The 22,507-nt window shown below is 69.1% G+C and carries 20 protein-coding genes and 1 pseudogene; 13 read left to right on the top strand and 8 right to left on the bottom strand.

What is annotated here, in order from left to right:
* Positions 1 to 42 precede the first annotated feature (42 nt).
* The 4 genes from eccCa to J7E88_RS28930 all read left to right on the top strand — a co-directional run bounded on the left by eccCa (position 43) and on the right by J7E88_RS28930 (position 5,136).
* The gene (gene eccCa / locus J7E88_RS28915) at positions 43 to 4,017 is read left to right on the top strand and encodes a type VII secretion protein EccCa (protein WP_215186265.1); all 3,975 of its coding nucleotides are present in this window, start codon (positions 43 to 45) and stop codon (positions 4,015 to 4,017) included.
* Between the two features lie 139 nt (positions 4,018 to 4,156).
* Entirely contained in the window at positions 4,157 to 4,318 is a 162-nt protein-coding gene (locus J7E88_RS28920; protein ID WP_215186267.1) for a hypothetical protein, read from the top strand.
* Positions 4,319 to 4,438: 120 nt separating this feature from the next.
* Positions 4,439 to 4,774, top strand: a complete 336-nt coding sequence (locus J7E88_RS28925; RefSeq protein WP_215186269.1) for a hypothetical protein — start codon at positions 4,439 to 4,441, stop codon at positions 4,772 to 4,774.
* A 47-nt stretch (positions 4,775 to 4,821) separates the two neighbouring features.
* Entirely contained in the window at positions 4,822 to 5,136 is a 315-nt protein-coding gene (locus J7E88_RS28930; RefSeq protein WP_215186272.1) for a pore-forming ESAT-6 family protein, read from the top strand.
* A 989-nt stretch (positions 5,137 to 6,125) separates the two neighbouring features.
* Here J7E88_RS28930 and J7E88_RS28935 read toward each other — a convergent pair.
* The 4 genes from J7E88_RS28935 to J7E88_RS28950 form a co-directional block, all read right to left on the bottom strand.
* Complete coding sequence (locus J7E88_RS28935; RefSeq protein ID WP_215186274.1) at positions 6,126 to 7,550, bottom strand: DUF6177 family protein; 1,425 nt, start codon at positions 7,548 to 7,550, stop codon at positions 6,126 to 6,128.
* 102 nt (positions 7,551 to 7,652) lie between these two features.
* A complete protein-coding gene (locus tag J7E88_RS28940; RefSeq protein WP_215186277.1) occupies positions 7,653 to 8,564 on the bottom strand; it encodes a hypothetical protein in 912 nt (303 codons plus the stop codon).
* Positions 8,561 to 10,531: a hypothetical protein gene (locus J7E88_RS28945; protein ID WP_215186279.1), complete on the bottom strand. Its 1,971-nt coding sequence runs from the start codon at positions 10,529 to 10,531 to the stop codon at positions 8,561 to 8,563. The genes J7E88_RS28940 and J7E88_RS28945 overlap by 4 nt, the downstream gene beginning before the upstream one ends.
* Positions 10,532 to 10,659: 128 nt before the next feature.
* The gene (locus tag J7E88_RS28950) at positions 10,660 to 11,064 is read right to left on the bottom strand and encodes a DUF6507 family protein (protein WP_251023374.1); all 405 of its coding nucleotides are present in this window, start codon (positions 11,062 to 11,064) and stop codon (positions 10,660 to 10,662) included.
* A gap of 83 nt (positions 11,065 to 11,147) precedes the next feature.
* Between J7E88_RS28950 and J7E88_RS28955 the strand changes: the two genes are divergently transcribed.
* The 3 genes from J7E88_RS28955 to J7E88_RS28965 all read left to right on the top strand — a co-directional run bounded on the left by J7E88_RS28955 (position 11,148) and on the right by J7E88_RS28965 (position 12,243).
* Positions 11,148 to 11,552, top strand: coding sequence for a hypothetical protein (locus J7E88_RS28955; RefSeq protein ID WP_215186281.1), 405 nt, complete (start codon positions 11,148 to 11,150; stop codon positions 11,550 to 11,552).
* Positions 11,552 to 11,923: a toxin-antitoxin system YwqK family antitoxin gene (locus J7E88_RS28960; RefSeq protein ID WP_215186283.1), complete on the top strand. Its 372-nt coding sequence runs from the start codon at positions 11,552 to 11,554 to the stop codon at positions 11,921 to 11,923. The genes J7E88_RS28955 and J7E88_RS28960 overlap by 1 nt, the downstream gene beginning before the upstream one ends.
* 176 nt (positions 11,924 to 12,099) lie before the next feature.
* Positions 12,100 to 12,243 (top strand): hypothetical protein, encoded by a 144-nt coding sequence (locus tag J7E88_RS28965; RefSeq protein WP_215186370.1) that lies wholly within the window; start codon positions 12,100 to 12,102, stop codon positions 12,241 to 12,243.
* 73 nt (positions 12,244 to 12,316) lie between these two features.
* On the opposite strand, the gene J7E88_RS28970 is transcribed toward J7E88_RS28965, so the two are convergent.
* From J7E88_RS28970 to J7E88_RS28980, 3 genes are all read right to left on the bottom strand, one after another.
* Entirely contained in the window at positions 12,317 to 14,014 is a 1,698-nt protein-coding gene (locus J7E88_RS28970; RefSeq protein ID WP_308307645.1) for an immunity 49 family protein, read from the bottom strand.
* Between the two features lie 72 nt (positions 14,015 to 14,086).
* Positions 14,087 to 14,293, bottom strand: coding sequence for a DUF397 domain-containing protein (locus tag J7E88_RS28975; RefSeq protein ID WP_215186285.1), 207 nt, complete (start codon positions 14,291 to 14,293; stop codon positions 14,087 to 14,089).
* Entirely contained in the window at positions 14,290 to 15,153 is an 864-nt protein-coding gene (locus tag J7E88_RS28980; protein ID WP_215186287.1) for a helix-turn-helix transcriptional regulator, read from the bottom strand. The genes J7E88_RS28975 and J7E88_RS28980 overlap by 4 nt, the downstream gene beginning before the upstream one ends.
* 145 nt (positions 15,154 to 15,298) lie before the next feature.
* Between J7E88_RS28980 and J7E88_RS28985 the strand changes: the two genes are divergently transcribed.
* From J7E88_RS28985 to J7E88_RS29010, 6 genes and pseudogenes are all read left to right on the top strand, one after another.
* Entirely contained in the window at positions 15,299 to 15,736 is a 438-nt protein-coding gene (locus J7E88_RS28985; protein WP_215186289.1) for an ATP-binding protein, read from the top strand.
* 290 nt (positions 15,737 to 16,026) lie between these two features.
* Positions 16,027 to 16,923, top strand: a complete 897-nt coding sequence (locus J7E88_RS28990) for a helix-turn-helix domain-containing protein (RefSeq protein ID WP_215186291.1) — start codon at positions 16,027 to 16,029, stop codon at positions 16,921 to 16,923.
* Positions 16,924 to 16,956: 33 nt separating this feature from the next.
* A complete protein-coding gene (locus J7E88_RS28995; protein WP_215186293.1) occupies positions 16,957 to 17,853 on the top strand; it encodes a hypothetical protein in 897 nt (298 codons plus the stop codon).
* A gap of 36 nt (positions 17,854 to 17,889) precedes the next feature.
* A pseudogene (locus J7E88_RS29000) lies at positions 17,890 to 18,198 on the top strand (hypothetical protein); the annotation flags it as partial.
* Between the two features lie 144 nt (positions 18,199 to 18,342).
* Positions 18,343 to 18,813 carry a hypothetical protein gene (locus J7E88_RS29005; protein WP_215186296.1) on the top strand — a complete coding sequence of 157 codons (471 nt, stop codon included), beginning with the start codon at positions 18,343 to 18,345 and terminating at the stop codon, positions 18,811 to 18,813.
* Between the two features lie 174 nt (positions 18,814 to 18,987).
* Positions 18,988 to 19,701, top strand: a complete 714-nt coding sequence (locus J7E88_RS29010; protein ID WP_215186298.1) for an LPXTG cell wall anchor domain-containing protein — start codon at positions 18,988 to 18,990, stop codon at positions 19,699 to 19,701.
* Positions 19,702 to 19,762: 61 nt separating this feature from the next.
* Here J7E88_RS29010 and ppc read toward each other — a convergent pair whose 3' ends face one another.
* Entirely contained in the window at positions 19,763 to 22,492 is a 2,730-nt protein-coding gene (gene ppc / locus J7E88_RS29015) for a phosphoenolpyruvate carboxylase (RefSeq protein ID WP_215186300.1), read from the bottom strand.
* Positions 22,493 to 22,507 lie beyond the last annotated feature (15 nt).

Raw genomic sequence — 22,507 nt, forward strand, 5'->3', positions numbered from 1 at the left:
TCCCATGCCGAGCCCGACCGTGAACGACGACGGACGACGACGATGAGCACCCGACTGATACACCGCCCGGCCCGGACCACACGACCCGCGGCCGCCTCCGCCCCCCGCACCATCGAGGCCCCGCCGAACCTCCCCGAGGGGAAGGCGGGCAACATCGCGATGTCGCTGTTGCCCGTCGCCGGTGTCATGTCGTCCGTCGTGATGATGACGGTCGTACGCAACAGCCAGTTCGCCGCGCTCGGTGCGATCATCCTCGTCGTCACCATCGTCGGCTCGGTCGTGCTGGTCTTCTCGCAGCGCGGCAAGGCGCAGCGCACCCGCCGCACTCAGCGCGAGGCATACCTGGCCTATCTGGAGGAGCTGCGCGAGGAGCTTTCCGCCGAGGAGCGCGAGCGCCGTGAGCGGGCCGGCGTCCTCGATCCGCCGCCGCTCGCCCTGTACGACGTCGTCCGCGACCCCGCCCGCCTCTGGGAGCGCCGCCGCGTGGACGGCGACTTCCTGCGGGTGCGGCTCGGCGCCGGCGAGATGACCGTACGTGATCTCAAGGTCGCGGAGCAGGGCTCGTCCGTTCTCACTCCGCCCGACCGCTTCATGCTCAACGAGGCGTCGGCGCTCACCTCACGCTTCCGTACCGGCACCGAACTTCCGCTCACCGTCCCCCTCGACCGCGTCGGCAACATCAGCGTCGTCGGCCCCCGCGAGGACTGCCTGCGCGTGGCACGTGCCCTGATCGTCCAGGCCGCCGCCCTGCACGCGCCCGACGACGTGGGCATCGCGATCGCCGTACCCGGTGACCGGCGGCGCGACTGGGAGTGGGCGAAGTGGATGCCGCATCTGCTCGACACCGATCAGTTCGACGGACCGGTCGCTGCGCGGCGTATCGCCCCGTCCGTTTCCCAGCTCGCCCGGCAGATCGGTCCCGAACTGCGCCGTCGCGCCTCCTACGCCGCCGAAGTGCGGCGCGGCCTGTCCGGCAAGGACGCCCTGACCATGACGTCCAGACTGCTCGTCGTCAGTGACGGGCACGGCGAGGACGCCGTCGACCTGCCGCGCCCCGATGACGCGGTCGGCCTGCGCGAGATGGGCGTCACCGTCCTGCACCTGCTCCAGGAGAGGATCCAGGAGCCGGGCCACGTCGGCGTACGGATCACCGTCGACGGCGACCAGGTGGTCACGGAGGACCTGCGCGAAGAGGAGACGATCAGCGCTCACGGCACGGTGGACGAGGTGGGCATCGCGTTCGCGGAGGGCCTGGCCCGGATGCTGGCGCCGCTGCGGCTCTCGGCGGAGTCCCTCACCGACGCCCCGCTCGCCGGGCCGGTCGATTTCGCCGATCTGCTCGGTATCGAGGACGTGGCGGGACTTGATCTGTCGCAGCTGTGGGCGCCGCGCGGTGAGCGTGCCTTCCTGCGCGTGCCCATCGGCATCAGCGACTCCCGTGAACCGGTGCTCCTGGATCTGAAGGAGTCTTCCGAGCTCGGGATGGGCCCGCACGGCCTGTGCGTCGGCGCCACCGGTTCCGGAAAGTCGGAGCTGCTGCGCACCCTGGTCCTCGCTCTGGTGGCCACGCATCCGCCGGAGGACCTCGCACTCGTCCTGGTCGACTACAAGGGCGGTGCGACCTTCGCGCCGTTCGCGGACCTGCCCCATGTGGCGGGTGTCATCACCAATCTGGAGAACCAGGCGGGGCTCGTCGAGCGTGTCCACGCCTCGCTCGCGGGCGAGGTCAAGCGCCGCCAGCAGGTCCTCAAGGACGCAGGCAACGTCGCCGACATCGGCCACTACGCCGCCCTGCGCGCCGCGAAGCGCCCCGACCTGGAGCCGCTGCCGCACCTCTTCGTCGTGATCGACGAGTTCGGCGAACTCCTCACCGCCAAGCCGGACTTCATCGACCTGTTCCTGTCCATCGGCCGCATCGGCCGCTCCATCGGCGTGCACCTGCTGCTGTCCAGCCAGCGCATCGAGGGCGGCAGGCTCAAGGGTCTGGACACCTATCTCTCCTACCGGCTCGGCCTGCGTACGTTCTCCGCCGACGAGTCCCGCACGGTCCTGGACACCGTGGACGCCTTCCACCTGCCGCCGCTGCCGGGCTTCGGTTACCTCAAGGTCGACACGAGCCACTACGAGCGCTTCAAGGCGAGTTACGTCTCCGGCGCCTACCGCGGCCCCGTGCGGCGCGTCGAGGAGGACGAGACCGGCCCCCTCGCGCTGGAGTACGAGGCGTACAACACGCTGGGCTCACCCGACGACTCGGCCCCGCAGGAGCAGACGGTGCGGCGTCGGGAGACCGGCCCGACCGAGCTGGGCGTCGTGGTCGCGCAGTTGGAGAGCGCCGCCGACCCGGTGCGCCGGATCTGGCTGCCCCCACTGCCCGCTGCCGTCGCGCTGGACGATGTGGCGGGCCCGCTGGAGGTCGGCGGGCGGGGGACGCAGCTGTCGAAGCGTCGCGGACAGCTGATGGTGCCGATCGGACTGCTCGACGACCCGACCAAGCAGTGGCAGGGCCAGTGGTACCTCGACCTCACCGTGGCAGGCGGCCACGCCGCCGTCATCGGCGGCCCGCAGTCCGGCAAGACAACCCTCCTGCGCACCCTCGTTCTCTCCCTTGCCCTGACCCACACGCCGCAGGAGGTCGGCGTCTACGGCCTCGACCTGGTCGGCGGCGGGCTCCAGGCCCTCGCCGGACTCCCCCACGTCGGGGGCGTGGCGGGCCGCGCGGACCGTGAACGCGCGGCACGCACCGTCGAAGAGGTGCGGAACATGCTCGCGCTGCGCGAGGACGTCTTCCGTGAACACGGGATCGACTCCGTCGAGCAGCTGCGCATCCTGCATGCTGCGGGCCGGCTGCCCGAGCTGGCCTCGGCCGAGATCGTGCTCGTCATCGACGGTTTCGGCGCGCTGCGGGACGACTTCGAGGAACTGGACGACGCCGTCGTGGACATCCTCAAGCGGGGCGGCGGCTACGGCGTCCATGTCGTCGCCGGCATGCTCCGCTGGAACGACGTCCGCATCGCCACCCAGTCGAATTTCGGTACCCGCGTCGAACTGCGCCTCAACGACCCGAGCGAGTCCAGCATCGACCGCAAGCTCGCCGAGACGCTCTCGCCGGACGAGCCCGGCCGGGCGCTCACCGACGGCAAGCTGTTCGCGCAGGTCGCGCTGCCCCGTACCGACTCGCTCCCGGACGTCTCGGAGCTCGGCGCGGTCCTGGAACACACCGCGCGGACGATCCGTGCCACCTGGAGCGGCGAGGTCGCCCAGCCCGTACGGGTCCTGCCGCACGTCCTGGAGCCGCACCTCCTGCCCGGCCCGGCCGCCGAGCCACGGAAGGTGCCGATCGGCCTGGACCAGACGGCGCTGGCGCCGGTGCTGCTCGACCTGTTCGCCCATGACCAGCACCTGCTGATCATGGGCGACAGCGAGTGCGGCAAGACGAATTTGCTGAGGACGATCGCCGACGGCCTCATGGACCGCTATGGCGAGGACGAACTGGTCTTCGCCGTCATGGACCCGCGGCGCAGTTTGCGCGGCGCGGTCCCCGAGGAGTTCAACGGCGGCTACGCCTACAACGCCAAGCTCTGCGCCGGGCTTTCCGCGGGAATCGCCACCGAACTGGAGAAGCGGCTGCCTGACGAGAACGCCCGTCTGGAGGATCTGGAGCCGGGCAGCTGGGGCAGCGGCCCTCGGATCGTCGTCCTCGTCGACGACTACGACGTGCTGACCACGGCCGGCCAGTCGCCGCTCGGTCCGTTCCTGCCGTACATCCCCTCCGCGGTCGACATCGGCCTGCACTTCGTTCTGACGCGCCGTGTCGCGGGCGCGTCGCGCGGGATGTACGAGCCGCTGGTGCAGGGCCTGCGCGAATCAGGGGCGTCGGCGGTCCTGATGGCGGGCGACCGCAGCGAGGGGCAGTTGTTCCCCGGGGTGTACGCGTCCCAGCAGCCGCCGGGACGCGGGCTTTTCATCCGACGGGGACAGTCGAACCGCCTGATCCAGACCGTGTACACGCCACGGTGATCTGCCGCTTTCGCCAGGCGCTCACGGCACACCGACCGGACGATGCCCGACCGCACGATGCCCGACCCGACCGTGGCCGAACCGACCGTGCCGGGACCGGCCGCGCGACCATCCCAAGACCCAGGAGCAGGACGACCCCATGACCAAGGACGTCATCGCCCTCACCGACCGTATGCCCGACCCTTCGAGCGTGCTCGCCGGCCTGTCTGGGTGGGGCGACTTCGAGCGACTGGTGAGCCACCTCAAGGGGGCGCATGGAAAACGTCATCACGCCAAATCCCGTTTCCCCGACCGGTATTGATCGGTCTGGTGTGACATTGTCAACTCCGACTCGGAGTGTCGCGAATGTTGATTGCTTCTGTGGCGCGCGAGTTGGTAGGCATGAGCTTCGTACGACCATCTGAACGAACGGGGGAGTTCGATGAAGTTCGACATGGGCGCACAGACCCTTTCCAGCCTGACATCGCAGTCGCATGGCTCCAGCCGTGACCTGGGGCTGTTGATCCGTCAGCTGATCCAGGCGGCAGCTCCGCTGGAGGGCAGGTTCAACGGGTCGGGCAAGGCGGCGTTCGACCTGTTCAAGTCCCGCGCGGACGAGATCACGGCAGATCTGAACGCCTCGCTGGCGGCGATCCTGGGCGGCCAGTCCGGGATGGACGCGGCGTTCGGCTCCGGTGATCAGGAGCAGGACGAGAACGCGAAGACGCAGATGTCGGCGGCGAACTTCGACGCGGCGCGGTTCTCGGGTCGTAGCTGACCTGCCAGCGTGGCAGCAGTGTCCGAAACTTACGGGGAGTGATTGTGATGGCGGGTGCCGGCAGCGACCGTCGGTCGTACGACACGGGTGCGTCGAGCGAGGCGCAGGGCAACATCCAGGCGGTGATCGCACGTCTGGAGCTGGTCATGGCGGCGCGTGACACCCAGGTGAAGAACGCGATGAAGGACTTCGCGGCGGACGGCGTGGCCGACGAGTACCACGGCAAGGAACTGCGCTGGTACAGCACCTCGGAGGAGGTGCGGAACATCATCCGGCTGCTGAAGACGACGCTGGAGAAGAACGACGCCACCGCGCAGCAGACGCTGGCGCGGGCGAAGGCAGCGGTCGACGGCATCGGCTGAGACACCTCGTACACGGCCACCCCCGCCGGAGAACGATCCGGCGGGGGTGGCCGTGGCGTGCGGAGCTGTGGCCGTTCGAGCGGCGACAGGGGGCATCCATGACGGCGTGGGACATCAAACCGCACCTCGGGTGGGTCCGTTGGCGCCAGGGCCACGGCCGTCTCCGCTGATGGCACACCAGAAGGCCATGGGCCCGGTCGCGCTCTCCGAGTACGCGCAGAAGCGGTCGCCGGCTCTGAAGGGGATGGCCGAGCGTGTCCAGCGGCTGTCCTGGGCGCGGCAAAGGCCACCGGCGAGTACGTCGAGGGCGACCTGGCGGCGGCTCTGGAAGCCAGGACGCGGTACGTCAGGTACGTCTGGACCTGCTGATGCGGGACACCGGGGGGAGTCGGCAGTGAGCCCGGTCGACCCGTACGAGATCCCGCATTTCACCGCAACTTCACCGCGCTGGACCTGCAGGTGAAGGCGCTGTCCGGCGCGAGCACGAAGATCCCCGCCGCTGCCGGCGACGTCCACACGACCTCCGGCGTGCTGCGGCCTACTACGAGGCCCCCCGAGGTCGAAGCAGCTCTTCGCGGAAGGATTGGCGCGGCCGTAGCCAATGAGATGGACGGTGCCGAAGCGGTCGACGACGCCGTGGCACGGTGGCCCGGGCAGGGACACTGAGGCGTCGCCGTACTCGCGCCTGTGCTCGCCATCCTCCCCGAGCAGAGCGGCCGCCTGCTTGGTGTCGTACGCGGCCGGCCCTGTGTACGCGGCGAGGCGGCGCCGGTCCGCCACCGGGACCCATGACGAGGCCGACGGACCGGGGAGTCCTGTTGGGCGACCATCGGCGGCTTGTTGGAAGGCCGGCTTGTAGGCCAGCGCACCCCATGTGTCGGTGATCAGCTTCCGCCAGCGCCGCATTCCGTGCTCCCGGACCGTGGTTCTCGTAAGGGCGCCGGAGCCTAACGCCGACGGCGTTGCTGGGTTGCGGGCGGCGAGATGACTCAACCGGAAACGCGCTGGCGGCTCTGCAGGTGTTTGTTGAGGTGGTGGAGGTGGTGCCAGGCGGTGGGGTCGGTGCCGTCGCCGAGGGCGTAGTGCAGCGCGGGACGGGCTGCGGGGCCGAGGCGTGTCGGGCGCGGTAGCGGGACGGATTCGGCGTGGGTGCGGCCGACGGTGTGGACGGCCTCGGGGCCGAGGGTGAAGGAGGCCGGTACGGGGGGAGGCTCGTGGTGGGGCGGAGTGGTCACGTCGGCGCGGGCGGGGCGCAGGTGTACGAGCATCGAGGTCAGGTTGTGCCGGGTGGCGAGGGCCTCGGCCAGCTCGGGAAGCGCGTCGAGGGGCGGGGGATGGACCGAGGTGTGGCCGGTCACGAGGGTGATGTGTTCCTCGACTCCGGCGGGGCTGCGCGCGACGCGGCAGGTGGCGATCGCGGGGCTGTCAGGGGAACCGACTGCGACGAGCCAGGTGGGAGCGGCCTTCTGAGCGCGAGCGCGGGCCAGTTCGGTGAGCTGTCTGGGTGACCACGGGAGGTTGACGGGTTCGGAGGTCGCCCAGCCGGCGGGCAGGGTGCCGGTGAGCGTCTGCCAGGCAGCTTCCAGGGCGCCGCCGAGGAGGAGGCCGTTGGTGGCGGGGTGGGTGGTGCGGATGGAGAGGTGGAGTTGCCGTTCGCCTGGGGTGCTGGGGTGGGCGTGGAAGGCGTCGGCGATCAGGGTGTTACCGCCTGTTGCGGGCACTGGGGCGAAGCGGTCCTCGTACCAGTGGAGTACGGCGCCGGTGAGACCGTCGTAGTACCCGCACCCGGGGTCTTGGACGACCCAGCGGGCTGGGACGTTGGTCAGCAGGGTGCGGACGGGGAAGGTCAGCCGGGTGCCGGGCGGGGTGACGATCTGCAGCTCGCGTCCCGTGGGGATGCTGGTCTGCAGCAGGTCGGTGAGCCACGTGGTCGCGGCGACGACGGGCCGGTCCTGGAGGACCACGGCGGCGTGGCGGGTGAGTGCGTCCACGCCGAGGATCTCGTCACCCGTGCCGGGGCTGTCGTGCTCGGCTGGTGGGATGGCGACGACGTCGGTGTGCGCGGAGTCGGCCGGCCAGGTGCTGCCGCCGAGCAGTGTGGTCAGCCGCCCAGCGGTCGACCCGGCGAGCCGCCGGGCCTCCGACACGTCCGAGGCGGCCCGCACTTCCGTCCACCACACCGGCTCCTCGGCCCTGGCTTCCGCACCGAGCAACCGGCGCACCTCGCCCGGCACCTGGACGAGGACAGGTACCTCGACCGTCGCCACGTGCGCGCCGCCTGAGGTGCGCAGGTGGACGACGGCCCCGCCCGCGCTGCTGTCCATCCGCAGCTCGGGCCCGCCGGCGTAGAGCCCGGCAAGCATGCTGCGGGCATCCGGCATGCCCGGGGTGAGGGCGATGACGTCGTAGGTCATGTACTGCTTTCTGGTGGGGGAGGCGGTGCCCGAGGGTCGGTAACGGCCCGGGAGCTCTTGCAGAGCGTCCAACGACTGAGCGTCACATCCTTCGGGTCGAGCTCACTTCCTGCCCCACGGCAGAATGAGAGGCTTGCGGCGCCACCACCAACCGTATTCCTCCATATTGGCGAAAGTACCTGAGATTCCTGCCTCGATCACCCAGACATCATCCAGGTCAGTGTGCTTCCTGAACTCCTCGTCGAGTTGATCGACTGCCTTGTGCAGGAAGTCGGCCGCAGGCTTGGAGAGCTTCGCCGGCAGTTGCGCGAGACGGTCCCGCGCACGCAGGGCTTCGCAGTACAAATCGGTCGGATAGCGTCCGGTCGGCCGCCAGCCCGACTCCATGACCCGCACCATTCTCTCCCATTCCGCAAGGTAAATCCGGGAGTGGTACAAAGGGGTTCCTGGTTCATCGATGAGTGCTGGATCGGCAGGACCGTCCTGCGCCTGCCGGAGGGCGTCCATAGCGAGAGAGAAATCCGTGGTGGTCGGCGTAGCAACGTGCCGCTCGCGAACGATCTCCGGCAACTGCATGACGCGAACATGGGGAAGCTGAGGAATGGCATCTTCGACGGCTTCGATGGAGTATGCAGGGCGCTCGTCATCCGATGCCATGAGGCGAGCGCGGGTCACCAAACCAGCCGGAGTCACCAACCAGTATGCGCTGGGGATCTGTTCGGAGGCCGGATACAGGACGACAGTCTGTGTCGCTGCGGCGAAATCCCTGGCGAGGTCTGCTTCGCCCGGCCGATCGGGCACGGTCTCCTGGGCGAAGATGTCCAGAACCAGCGAGACATCACCAGGAACGTACGAGTAGTCACACAGGACAACCGCATCCCAGTTGCGGGCGTCCTGATCGCCGTCTACGTCAGCAACGTCGACCGCACTCGGCTCCACGCGAAGGCATGACGCCAGGGCGTCGTGCATTCGGGACGGCTGCAGCCGATCGACAGTGAAGAAGTTGTAGGTCATTGGTAAGTCCCGTTGTAGATGTCCAGCGCCTTCTGGACGGATTGCGGATTGTTGACGAACCTGGGGTTCCTCGTCAACTGAGGAGCGGCATCGATGTCACCCTTGGCCCTCGCCAGCTGCTGCAAGGCGGCATATTCGTTTCTGTCCAGGTTGACGATACCTGGCCCCGAATCGGGGTAGACCCGGCCGCCCGGCTCCACTCCGTAGGTCCGGCCATTGATTTCATACCGGTTATTATCGTCGGTGAGCCTTGCTCGCCCCGCCGCAATATCCGCAATGTCTTTGTCGATCTTGTCGAAGTATCCAGGGAGAATGACGCTGTTCTTCTCCTTGATCTCTCCCTTGGCGGACCCGCTGATCGTGTGTCGAGGATGAGGACGCTTGAGGTCCTCTCCGGCCGCTGGCCCGGGGATGTCGCTCCGGGCCGGCCACACACCCTTCTGGCTCGTTGAAGGCTGCCCGGCGTTTCCTCCGCCATCAGAGGAGGGACCGTCGGGTGTCCCAGGGGGATCGCCGTCCGCTCCGCCGTTGCCGCCGACCGGATCGTGCACGGGGCCTGTACCGCCTGCCGAACCGTCACCGGAGCCGTCGGCACCGCCGTGACGGCCTGCGCCCTCATGCTCAGCCGCGTGGCCCCTGCTGGATTCGCTGGAAGGGCCAGGCCCTCCCGGCACCGATCCCGAGCCCTCACTGCTCGCCCTTCCGGCGTCGTGCCGTGCCTGGGGCGACAGATCGTCGCCGACGCGGGCCGTGTTCTCTCCCGTGCGGGCACCGGCGCCGACCAGCTGGCGGTCGTCGGGCTGGCCGCCGACCACCCGGTCGGCGGCGGCCGGTTCGCGGGGGGCCGGGATGGTGTCGGGGACGCCCTTGTTGCCGGGAATGAACTGGCCGTCCTCGATGCGGAGCTGGGCACCGTTCGGATATTCGATGACGCTGTAAGCGGCGTCCGAGGCCGCTGCGGCGTCGGTGGCGGCGCGGACGCCGGCGGTGAGGTCAGCGACTCTGGGGAGGGTGCGGGCGGCGGCGCCGGCTGTCTTGGCGGCCGCGCCGATCGGGTCGAGGATCTCGCCGACCTTGGCCGCGGCTCCCGCGATGCGGGCGGCCGTGCCGGCTTTGCCGGCGCCGGAGCCGGCCTTGGAGGCTGCGCCGAGTGGTCCGGCGCCCAGGGTGAGGCCGTTGAAGATGACCGTGCCCATGGCCTTGCCGGGATTGGTGTCCCAGTCGTCCCAGCCCACGAACGCCTTGGCGAACTCCTTGGCGTACGGCTTGCTGTCGTCCATCAGCTTCTTCTGGGCCGGGGCGATGTTGTCGCGGTCCCCGTTCGGGTCGAGGAGGTACCCCTCCGCGCCAATGATCACCCGGAGCAACCCTTCGCGGGCCGCGCCGCCGTCCTCGCCCGGGCTGAAGAGGTCGATCAGTCCTGTGACCGAGCCGACGGCGTTGTCGACGATGCTGATCCCCGCTTGTTCCAGGTGGTAGTCGATTCCGAAGGGGTAGATCTCGCGGTGCTCGGGCTCGCCCCAGGGCAGGGAGTCGGCCTTGGCCAGTTGCTCGGCGCTGAACCCGTATGGATTCTGTTGCTTGGGGCTGCCGTCGTTGATCTGCCACCGGGTGCCGCCGTCCACCAGCGCGGTGATCTTGTCGGCGCAGGTGACCTCGGCCGCCTGGAAGGCGGCCACCGCCGTGTTCACGCCGTCCCAGATCGCCTGGTGTTCGTCCACCTTGGCCTGGTCCTTGCGCCAGTTGTTCAGCGGGCCGTCCTGGTCGGCGACCGACGCGACGAACCTCGTCGCCTGAAAGCGCAGCAGATCCAGCTGCTTGACGATCTCGACGACCTCGAGCGCGTACGTCTCCAGTGCCCCGGCCACCGTCTCCAACCGGTCGGCGAAGCGGCCCGAGCCATCCTGCACCGCCTGCGTCGTCGAGAACAGCTGCCCCGCCTCCGGAGCCCGGTATGACGCGGCCAAGTGCTGAAAACGTGTATGGACGTCACCGCCACCGTCCCGGATTGCCTTCGCCGCCTGCCGCAGCGCGATGATCTCCCGTCCAAGCCCCGGCAGGTCTCCGGTGAAGACAGGTATCTTCTCCGGACTGATCACCTCTCGCCCGCCCTGCTACGGGCCGCCTGCAGCAACGCCGTCACATCAGGCGCGAGCATCGCCTGCCGCTGCGCGTTCCACGCCTGCTCCAGATTCCCGGCGACGTAGGCGTTGGTCGCCTCCACGGCACCGTTCGCCGAATTGCTCGCGCGCAGAGGCAGGAACGCCACGTCCGCCTCGGTGCCTTCGGCGAACTGACCCAGCGCCACCGCCACCAGCCCCCCGCCTGAGCCGCCCGACCCGGTGCTTCCGCCACCGACGGAGAGCGTGCCGGCCGACTCCATGGCCCCCTGCACACACGATCCGTAGAGCTTGATCCCGGCGTTCATACCGTCAGCAGCCTCTCGCACCCGAGAGACCACCGACTGCACCCCTCCGGGCGCGATGTCCCACCCCGTCAAAACAACCCCCGTGCATTCCCTGGCAGATAGGTCCCCTGTCAGCTGGGCTCAGTATCGCCCAGGCCGCCGACAACAGGATCTCCATGAGTATCAGCCTGGCGGTTGCAGCAGCAACGCAGTTCCGGCCAAAGGGTGCTGACTTCGCACAGCGTCCCCAATCGCGACGGGGTCTACGTTCCTACCGCCGCCATGAGATCCGGGGACTCCTCCTCGGCCTCAGAGACACCCACGTACGTCGTCATCTGCTCCTCGAGTACCGCGAACGTGCGCGGCGGGCCGGCGTGGCTGATGCGGGACTGTTCGTAGAGCATGGCCACCGGAAGGCCGCCAACGAGCTGCTCTGGATGCGTACGCGGCAGGGCTTGCCGGCCGACGCCGCCGTTCTCGCCGAAATGCGAGCGTGCTGCAACCATATGTTGCAAGGGCTGCCCAGCAGCCACGGCGCGTTCGCCGGCTTCCCGCTGATTGACGAGCACTGGATCCCCTGATGACTGCTGTAGTGCGAATCGACGTCGATGGTCCGGACGTCGACATGGACGTCGCTCAGCGCATCCTCTATCGAGGAGATCCCTTTACCGGAGAAGTAGCCGAATATCAGGGTGGGCACCTGATCAGCCTGGACGAGTACACCGACGGGGTCCTGAACGGATGGTCCCGTGAGTGGTACCAGGACGGAACCCTGCGTTCTGAGGGGTTCGTCCGGGAAGGCCATGCGGTGGGCGAAGTCAAGGAGTGGTACACCAACGGTGCCTTGAAGTCCCGAAAGTTCTTCGACAGCGCCCTCGCCTCTCTCCGCGAGGTGGACACGTGGGACGAGCGCGGTGTTCTGCTGCGCTCGTGGCGCCGCGACGAAGCCTGAACAGACCAACTCATGACCACGATTTATGCCAGCCCTGACCGAGGAGCGGACGGCCGACATCGACGGCACCCACTGCTCTGGGACCGGTGGTCATTTGGTGTACTTGGCCTACGACGAGGCTTCCGGTCGAAGTCGAGTCCAGTTACGTGTCCAAGTGCCACAGCAGACACCGCGCCGTGATCGAACAGATGGACCCGGACTTCCGGTACGACGTCCAAGAGCTCATCGACAAGCTCGACTTCGAGCACGACGAGTGGGAGAGCGCGACAAGGAACGTCGACTGGTACACCCAGGACACGCTCTTCTTCAAGCTCACGTGAACGGGTGGGGCCGGCTGGGCGGGTTCCCCACCTGACGGGCGGGGAACCCGGGTGTTGGCGGCGGCCGGAAGCCTCAGCCGGGGACGTCTTCGATTCGTGTGCGGTCGAGCAGATACGTCGGCAGGTACTGCCGCTTCGCCGCGACAGGGAACCCATAGTCGTACGCCAGGCTCGCCATCGCCAGCGGCCCGAGTGCCACCCGGGCGCGTGGCGCCGGTGAGTCGCCCCAGTAGGTCGCGTGGTGTGCGAGGGCTTCGGTCAGCGCTTCGGCGAAGGCGTCGTGGTCGCGGGTGATCAGGCGGTGGAAGAGGGCGACCGGCTGGTAGTCGATCAGGTTCACGAAGTTCTTCGGGGCCCGGGTCACGGCGTCGGGCGCGGAGGTCGTCATGGTGGCGAGCAGCTTCTCCACCACGTCGTCCATGGGGCGCTCGGCCCAGTAGGTCTGCAGCGTGTCGATCCAGTGCAGGACGTACTCGTCGATCGAGTCGTCCTGACGCAAGACCTCCAGCGGCACCAGGCGCAGCCGTTCGAGGCGGGCACTCTGCCGGCACACGACGGCGATGTAGAAGGCATCGAGCCAGGCGCGGGCGTCCGCCGGTGGCTCGGCAGGGACGGCGGGCAGCTGCCGCACGAGGTCGCCGAGATGGCACTCCTGCGGCTGCGCGCCCGTGAACAGCGCGGAGCCCAGCTGAACGGCGGTGGCCCACGCGTCCCAGGCGGGGAGGCGGTCCACGTCGGGGTCGACGGCGCAATGGGCGTGGGCGAGTTCGAGGGCGGAGGCGAAGGCGTCGCCGAGTCCGGCCCGGTCCTGGGTGAGCCGAGCTATCGCATCGGCGGTGGTATGCGTGAGCTGGTCGATGTCCGGCGCGTCGACTGGGGCGCGACCGGCAAGACGCCCCGCCCGGTCGAGGCGAACCAGGCCCTTCAGGATACCGAGCAGTTCCGGCGGAGGCTGGAGGGAGAAGGTGTTGGTCTCGGTGTCGATGACCGTGAGCGAGGTCAGGCCTCCTCGGTGCCACCAGTACACGCGAGGGGACAGCGCACCCGGTCCGTCCTGGTAGGCACCGAGGGCATACTGAGCAAGGTCGTTGATGGCGTCGGCCACGGACCCGTCGACGATCGGATGGAACGCCAGCAGATGCCGGGTCGGCACGACGACGAGCGCGCCGGCTTCCGGGAGTGCCTCGCCAGTGACCTCCCGGGCCAGTTCGGACAGGAACAGCGCCTTGCTCGCGACGAACGGGGAGTCGCCGTACACGGACTGCAGCAACGCCCGGCCCTCGATAGCCACTTCCTCATGCTCGACGGGTACGCGCATCAGGTTCGTATACGCCGCCTCTCCCAGCTCCTCCAGCCCTGCGCGCTCCACGTCCGGGTCGGTGAGGATCCGCACGGTGGCGGGCTGGTCAAGGGCGTAGGCGAAGACGAGCCCGTCGGCGACCACGCGCGCGTAACGCATGGCGCCGACGAGGTCCGGGGTGATCGACTCGGTGGGCAGCAGCCGTGCATGCACCCCGCTGAGCAGTTCCGCCGCGCTCTCGGCGCCGCGGCCCGCCGCCTGCAAACGGGCGAAGTGCGTCTCCACCAGCTCGGGCCAACGGTCCTCCGGTGCTCGGCGGCAGATGTGCGCCAGGTTCTGCAGGGAGTAGATGTGGCCGTTGCCGGTGTAGGGGGCGGCGAGTTCCCGCAGATGTGCTGCCTGTGCGGCGGTCAGCATCGGCAGGTCACGGTCAGGTGCGTCCGGCGTGTCAAAGGCGGCGTCTGCATTCACCGTTACGACTCTACGATCCGTGCGCGCGACGATCTGACACCGGGTCATGCGCTGCCCGGAAGCCTCCGGTCCTCAGTCCTTGGACGCGTACGTCACGAACTCCGCCCATGCGTCGGACGTGAAGCCCAGCCGGGGGCCGGGGAGGTTCTTGGAGTCGCGGACGTGGATCGTGCCGGTGGCCGCCGCGACCTCGACGCACTCGGGGCCGTCATTGGTGCTGTAGCTGCTCTTGACCCAGGTCAGCTCGGAAGCGCTTCCGGCCGAGGGCTTGCCACTCATGTCTCTCCCAACAGTTTCTCGATGAAGGCCCGCGACAGCCGAGGCGTGAGCGCCTGCGCCCTGATCAAGCCGTACCGCATCTCAAGGATCTGGACCTCCTTGGGGATGGCGATCACGCGGCTGGTGAGCTGAACCTCGTTGTGCCCCACAGCTGTGCCGTCACTCAGCTTGAGCACCTGATGCGATCCACCCAACCCCGCGTGCTCCTCCGTCTCCGTCGGCATAACCTGGATCTCGACGTGCCTCAACCCACCTAATTCCAGCAGACGTTCGAGCTGTCGACGCAGCACCATTCTGCCCCCGATGGGCCGTCGGAGGGTGGTCTCTTCCTGGACGAAGGTCAGCAGGGGCGCGGGCCTTCGCTCGAAGACCGCCTGTCGTGCCATGCGCGCGGCCACCAGGCGGTCGACCTCGTCCTCGGAGAAGGCAGGCCGACGCTCCCCGTACAGCGCACGGGCGTACTCCTCGGTCTGCAGCAGCCCGTGCACCACAACACTGGCGTACGCGCCGAGTTCGACCGCGTCCGCCTCCAGTCTCGCCAGGTCCCGGACCTTCTTCGGATACCTGGCCTCCGCCACGTCCTTCTTCATCGCGGCGAGTTTGCCGCCCGCGCCGAGGACCTCGTCCACTCTGTCCAGGAACTCCGGCTTGGGGATCCGCTTGCCGGTCTCGACCTTGTAGATCTGGTTCTCGCCGTAGCCGATCGCCGCGCCCAGTTCGGCCGCGCGCATTCCGGCCGCCTCGCGCCAGAGGCGGATCTGTCGGCCGACCGCCGCGATCACCGCGCCCGAGTCGTCCTCCAGGTCGATGTCCCGGTCCGGCTCGTCCGCCGTGCAGTCCCTGGTGACCTCAGCCGTCATACGACACCCGCCTCCGCCCGTGCCTGTACCGATTCGCGCTGGAAGCCGTACCGCGTGGACAGGCCGGGGCAACCGCTGGACAGTCGCTGTCCGTACGCGCGTCACTACTGTTCAGCGTAGATGTGAGACGGCCACGCTGAGTGATGTGAATCCGCAAATCACTCGAACCGAATCTTCCGCTCCCGTACGGAAGTTCACCGTGCTGCTCTCCCCTACGCGCCGAGGCGCTCGCCTCGCCCGACTGCTGACGGCAGCACAACTCACCCGGTGGGGCATTGAGTCGGAACCGGCGGTCCAGATCGTCGCCGAACTGGCTGCCAATGCCGCCCTCCACGGCCGCGTACCGGGGCGGGACTTCCGTCTCGACCTCGCCGTCCTTGACGACGGCAAGCACCTTCGAATCGAAGTCACCGACACCCGCGGCGAACATCTGCCGAGCAGGCCCGGTCCTGCTGGACCCGGCCACGCCTCCGAATCCGGACGCGGGCTGCTGATCGTGGAGGCACTCGCCGACCGCTGGGGTGTCACGCCAGGACCCGTGCCCCGCAAGACGGTTTGGGCCGATATCGGCCTGCTGCCATGACCTCGCCTCCGGGTCGCGGATTCCCGCGATGCGGTTCTCCGCGACGCGGCGGCGCGCGATGCAAAGGACTTAAAGAACTCCTTCAAGGACCGGGGAAAGAACCCACCGGACCCCACCCCACCCCACGCTCACCCCCGTCACTCGCACGGGTGACATTGGCCAATTGGGCTGGATTTGCGGTCGGTTGGCGGGCATATGCTCGCGGCGACAACCACAGACATGCGACGGCCCCCGGCCGGGACTGGCATCCCGATCGAGGGCCTGACCACCGAGGAAGTAAGGGCTTCCCGATGGATACCCAGCAGATTAGCGCGCCCTCGCGCGCCTCGTCCCGCGTTCCCGGCCGTGTCACCGCCTTCGGCGTGATCCACGTCAACGCGATCCACACCAGCCGCTTCACGATCGTCGGCAACCACCTCGCGCAGCACGGGCAGTTGTCGCTCACCGCGATCGGGCTCGCCGTGCACATCCAGTCGCTGCCCGACGGGGACAAGGTCGGCATCAAGGTGCTTGCCGACCGCTTCCCGGAGAGTGAGGCCCGGATCGCCGCCGCGCTGCGGGAGTTGGAGGACCACCGCTACCTGTCGCGCACCCTGGAGCGACTGCCCGACGGCAAGGTGGTGACACGGACGATCTCGTACAACCAGTCGTGCACCGCCGTCCCGGCCGCGACGCCAGCCCCCGCGCCCGTACCACCCCCAAAGCCGGAACCGGCCCCCATGGCTGAAGCCGCCCCGACACCAGAACCGGCCGTGGCGCCCGCGCCGCCCGCGCCCGCACCCATGCCCCCGCGCCCACCACTCCCCCAGCCGCAGGCCCTCGACCTGGAACGACACCGGGTAGCCACCGACCTCCTCGCCGGCCTGCGCCGTCACGAACCGCGGCTGCTGCTGGCCGAGCACGACATCCGCCGCCTGGCACCCGCCGTCGCCACCTGGCTCGAACGCGACGTCCACCCCGACGCCGTACACCACGCCCTCACCACCGACCTGCCCGAGCGCCTGAAGCAGCCCGCCGGGCTTCTCGCCCACCGCCTCACCGCACTGCTACCGCCACCCTTGCCGACCCTCGCCCCACCGAAAGCCCGCAACCCGCTCCAGAACTGCGACAAGTGCGACCGCGCCTTCCGCGCCCCGCTGCCGGGCCGCTGCCGCGATTGCCGCGCCGGCGCGCAGGCAGCTGCTTGAACCATCCTCACCCTCACAACCGAAGGCACACCTATGGTCAGTTCTCCCCACGAGGCGATGCACCGCATCTTTCAGGAGTATCCGGAGCTGTTCTCCCGCGTCTCCGAGGTGCTCGGTGTGCCCTTCCCGGCACCCGTCTCGGCCACCCTTCTGCCCACCGACCTCACCGAGGCCCGCCCCGTGGAACGCCGCGTCGACACCTTGTTACGCATCGACACCGAGGACGACGAGTCGTTCCTCCTGGCCATCGAGGCCCAGGGGAAGAAGGACCCGGACAAACCCGCGAGCTGGGCGTACTACCTGTCCTTCCTGTACACGAAGTACCGGACACCGCCACTGCTGCTGGTCGTCTGCCAGGACCGCGCCACCGCCGAATGGGCCTCGCGCCCCGTACCCATCGGTCCCCGGAAGTGGCCTGCGCTCACCCTGCGCCCCCTCGTCGCGGGTCCGCACAACATGCCGGTGATCGTCGACGTGGCGGAAGCCCGGAAGGACCTGGCGCTCGCCACGCTGGCCGCCATCACGCACGCCGGCGATCCGGACATCGGTGCCATACTGAAAACGCTGTCCGCCGCGCTGCGGGACGCACCGGAAGCCATTGCCGACCCCATCGTCGAACTCACCGCACAGGGCCTGGGCAACCGCCCGGCCGCAGATCAGTGGAGGAACCTGGTGGCCGTGGATCTTTCTTTCTACACGTCCCCCCTCTCGGAGGAGATCCGGGACGAAGGCCGCGCGGAAGGCCGCGCCGAAGGCCGCGCGGAAAGCCTCGCAGATGCCGTCCTTCTGGTCCTTCAGCAGCGCGGACTCGACGTTCCCGACGAAGCCCGCGAGCGGATCACCACCTGCGACGACACACAACTCATGCGCACGTGGCTCACCCGCGCAGTGACCGCCGCCACCGCCGAGGCAATCTTCAGCGAGGAGTAACCGCGGACACCGGCGAGCGCGCCCACTTACTTCTCTATCGTCGAACTCACCGCACAGGGCCTGGGCAACCGCCCAGGCCGAGATCGGTGGTGGAACCTGGTGGCCGTGGATCTTTCTTTCTACACCTCTCCCCTCTCGGAGGAGATCCGGGACGAAGGCCGCGCCGAAGGCCGCGCGGAAAGCCTCGCAGATGCCGTCCTTCTGGTCCTTCAGCAGCGCGGACTCGACGTTCCCGACGAAGCCCGCCAGCGGATCACCACCTGCGACGACACACAACTCATGCGCACGTGGCTCACCCGCGCAGTGACCGCCGCCACCGCCGAGGCAATCTTCACCGAGGAGTAACCGCGGACACCGGCGAGCACGCCCACTTGCTCCTCTCGGGCGCGCGTTCGCCTCGGTACCCATAGCGCGGCGTACCACGTGCGGTCTCGTCGTTGACCAGCGATGTTTGACCCCGCGCAGCCCCATGGCCAAGGATCGCGGGCCATGAAGCGGAACTCCCCCGGCCGGATACTGACCCACACGCGCAAGGCGGCCATGGCGCTCGTCGCCCTGCTGCTCCTTGTCGCCGGCTTCTGGACGTCATGGGGCACCGCGCAGCACATCCTGCTTTCCAAGGGCCGCGAGCACGGCACTCTCACGGTCGCGCGGTGCGACGACAAGGTGTGCACGGGACCGTACGTGCCCAAGGACCCGGCGCCGAAGCGCGACCGGGTGACGATCGACCGGTCCGTCGCGGTGAAGAAGGGCGTGACGCTCGCCGTCGTGCTGAAGCCGGGTACGGGCGAGGCGGTGCGGACGGGGCCTGCGGGCGGGCTCCATGCCTGGTTGCCCCTGGGCGGTGCAATGCTGCTGGCGGCGCTGGTGATCGGCGGCGGGCTGCGGCTGCCGCGGGTGGCGTGGGCGGTGGCGTCTGTGGGCGGGGCACTTCTGGTGGCCTCGTTCCTCGCCCTGTAGAGCCGTCAGAACCCTGCGGCCGAGCGCACGTTGACCTGATCGTTATCAGGACTATCGGGGCGAATCATGCCTCCTGGTACGGAAGCGGAGGAAGAGACCTTGACTGGCGCGTTGGTTCACAGGACGCTGAGCCGCCCCCCACGCCATCTTCCCTCTCTCACGATGGATTCCCATATGCGCATCCTTCGCTCCACCGGCGCCATGGTGGCCGCCGCAGCGCTTTCGCTGTCGGCCGCACCCGCCGCGTTCGCCACCCCGCCCGGCGACAACGGCAACGTCAAGATCCACGACATCGAGACGGGCGAGTACGACCCCCGCAACAACCCCAAGGTCTGCACCTTCTACATCGACGGCTTCAAGTTCGACGGTGCCCAGCAGGTCGACTGGGAGATCCAGGCGTGGGCGAACAACGACCTCGACAAGGGCGTGGTCGTCAAGACCGGTTCGCTGACGCTCGACGGCTCCGGCCACGAGCGCACCGACGAGATGACGCTCGCCGACGGCCAGTACAAGCTGTTCTGGACCTTCGAGGGTCAGAAGAGCAACGCCGCCAAGCACAAGGTCTTCAAGGTCGACTGCGACGACGAGGAGACCCCGGGCGAGGACAAGCCGGGCGACAAGCCCGGTGAGGACAAGCCGGGCGACAAGCCGGACGACAAGCCTGGCGAGGACAAGCCCGGCGACAAGCCGGACGACAAGCCGGGCGACGAGCCGTCGAGCACGCCCGACACCTCGGCCGCCCCCGCGCCGAGCGGTGACGACACGTCCGGCGACCTCGCCGAGACCGGCAACGGCGCGCCCATCGGCATCCTCGCGGGCGTCGCTGCCGCGCTGGTCGCGGGTGGCGGCTACCTGATGGCCCGCCGCCGTACGGCCCGTCAGCACTGACACCGAAGATGAGAATGCCCCCGCCTGGCTCCAGGCGGGGGCATTCTCATGTCGTCCGGCGTCAGCCGGTGTTGCGCAGGCCGGCCGCGACGCCGTTGACGGTCAGCAGCAGGGCCCGGGCCAGCAGCGGGTCGGGCTCCTCGCCACGCTCGGCCGCGTCGCGCTGGCGCTTGAGGAGCGCGACCTGGAGGTAGGAGATCGGGTCCAGGTAGGCGTCCCGGATGGCGAACGTCTGCTGGAGGACCGGGTTGGAGCCGAGCAGTCGGTCGTTACCGGTCACCTTCAGCACCTCGCTGACCGTGAGCGCGTGCTCGGCCTCGATGGCGTCGAAGACGTGCTTGAGGTGGTCGGGCACGAGGGTGTCGACGTAGTGGCGGGCGATCCGCAGGTCGGTCTTCGCGAGCGTCATCTCGACGTTGGCGAGGAAGTTGCGGAAGAAGTGCCACTGCCCGTACATCTCGTCGAGCACTGTGTCGAGGCCCGCCTCGCGCAGTGCCTTGAGGCCGGAGCCGACTCCGAACCATCCGGGCACGATCTGCCGCGACTGCGTCCAGCCGAAGACCCACGGGATGGCGCGCAGCCCGTCGAGACCGGCGCCGGAGTCGGGGCGGCGCGAGGGCCGCGAGCCGAGGTGGAGCTCGGCGAGCTGGTCGACGGGGGTCGCGGCGAAGAAGTACGCGGGCAGGTCCGGGTCCTCGACCAGCCTGCGGTACGCGGAGTGGGCCGCTTCGGAGGCGGTGTCCATGGCCGCGTCCCAGCGGGCGAGCGCCTCGTCGGACTGGCGGGGGGCGGTGTGCAGGGCGGACGCCTGGAGGGTGGCCGCGAGGGTCAGTTCCAGGTTCTCCCGGGCCAGGGACGGGATCAGGTACTTGTCGGAGATGACCTCGCCCTGCTCGGTGACCTTGATCTCGCCTTCGAGGGTGCCCCACGGCTGGGCGAGGATCGCGTCGTGCGAGGGGCCGCCGCCGCGGCCGACGGTGCCGCCGCGGCCGTGGAAGAGCCGCAGGCGTACGCCGTGGCGGTGCGCGACGTCGCGCAGCCTGCGCTGGGCGCGGTGGATCTCCCACTGGCTGGTGGTGATGCCGCCGAACTTGGAGGAGTCGGAGTAGCCGAGCATGACCTCCTGGACGTCGCCGCGCAGGGAGACCAGGCGCCGGTAGGAGGGGTCGGCGAGCATGCCTTCGAGGATGACGTCGGCGGCCTTGAGCTCGTCGGTGGTCTCCAGCAGCGGCACGATGCCGATCTTGGCCCAGCCGGCGTGCAGGTCGATCAGTCCGGCCTCGCGGGCGAGGACGGCGGCGGCGAAGACGTCGTCGGCGCCCTGGCACATCGAGATGATGTACGACTCGATGACCTCGGGCCCGAAGCGTTCGAAGGCTTCCTTGACCGTGTGGAAGACGCCGAGGGTCTTCTGTCCGGCGGCGTCCAGCGGCGCGGGCGTGGGCGCGAGCGGGCGGCGGGAGCGGAGCTCCTTGGCGAGCAGCTTCTGCCGGTAGTCGCGCGGCATGTCGGCGTAGCGCCAGGACTCCTCGCCGAGCCGGTCGAAGAGCTGCCCGAGGGCGTGGTGGTGGGCGTCGGCGTGCTCGCGTACGTCCATGGTGGCGAGCTGGAGGCCGAACGCGGACAGGGTGCGGATGACCCGGTCCATGCGGCCGTCGGCGAACAGGCCGCCGCGGTGCTCGCGCAGCGAGGTCTGGATGAGGGTGAGGTCGTTGATCAGCTCGGCGGTGCCGAGGTAGTCGCGGCCGTCCTCGTGCGGGGTGCCCTTGGCGAGGCGCTCGCGGGTGTTGATGAGCTTCTGGCGGATGCAGGTGGCCTTGAGCCGGTAGGGCTCCTCGGCGTTCAGCCGCTTGTAGCGGGGGCTGATCTCGGGCAGCCGCTCCAGGTCGGCCTGGAGCGAGGCGAGCAGCTCCTCGGTGGCGCCGGCGTAGCGGATGGAGTTCGACAGCAGTCCGCGGAGGTAGTCGATGACCTCGATGGCGTCGGTGATGCCGTGCTCGTGCTGGAGGATCAGCACGTCCCAGGTGACGGCGGGGGTGACGTTGGGGTTGCCGTCGCGGTCGCCGCCGATCCAGGTGCCGAAGGTGAGCGGGCGGGTGCCGGGCGGCAGCTCGACGCCGACGCGCTCCAGCTCCGCGGCGAGGTCTTCGAGGACGTCACCGACGGCCCCTGCATGCAGCTCGTCGAGGTAGTAGATCGCGTTGCGCGCCTCGTCGGCCGGCTCGGGGCGTACGACGCGCAGCTCGTCGGTCTGCCAGATCAGGTCGATGTGCTCGGCGAGCCGCAGGTCGTGGCGGCGGCGGTCGGCGGCGATGACCGGGTTCTCCAGCAGCTCGGCGATGCGGCGGAGCTTGTTGAGCACGGAGCGCCGGGCGGCCTCGGTGGGGTGCGCGGTGAAGACCGGCCGCACGTTGAGGTGCTTGACGGTCTCGCGCAGGTGTTCGGGGTCGGCGTCCTTGAGCCGGTCCGCGGTGCGGGCCAGCAGGCCGCCCTCGGCTTCGCGGCGCTCGCGCATCTCGTGGCCGCGGTGCACCTGCTCGGTGACGTTGGCGAGGTGGAAGTACGTGGAGAAGGCGCGGACGAGCTTGGCCGCGGTCTCGAGGTCGGTGTCACCCAGCAGCTCGGCTGCTGCCTCACCGTTGGTACGCGTCAGGGCACGGACCCGCTCGACGAGCTCCAGGAGCTCGGGTCCCTCCTGGCGGACGAGCGTCTCGCCCAGAAGATCGCCCAGTCGGCGGATGTCCGCGCGCAGTTCGGCGCTGGCGGTGGGAGTCTGGTCGGCACTGCTCACAGGTGCGGCTCCTTG

The sequence above is a fragment of the Streptomyces sp. ISL-10 genome (genome assembly GCF_018614575.1).
Classification (GTDB): domain Bacteria; phylum Actinomycetota; class Actinomycetes; order Streptomycetales; family Streptomycetaceae; genus Streptomyces.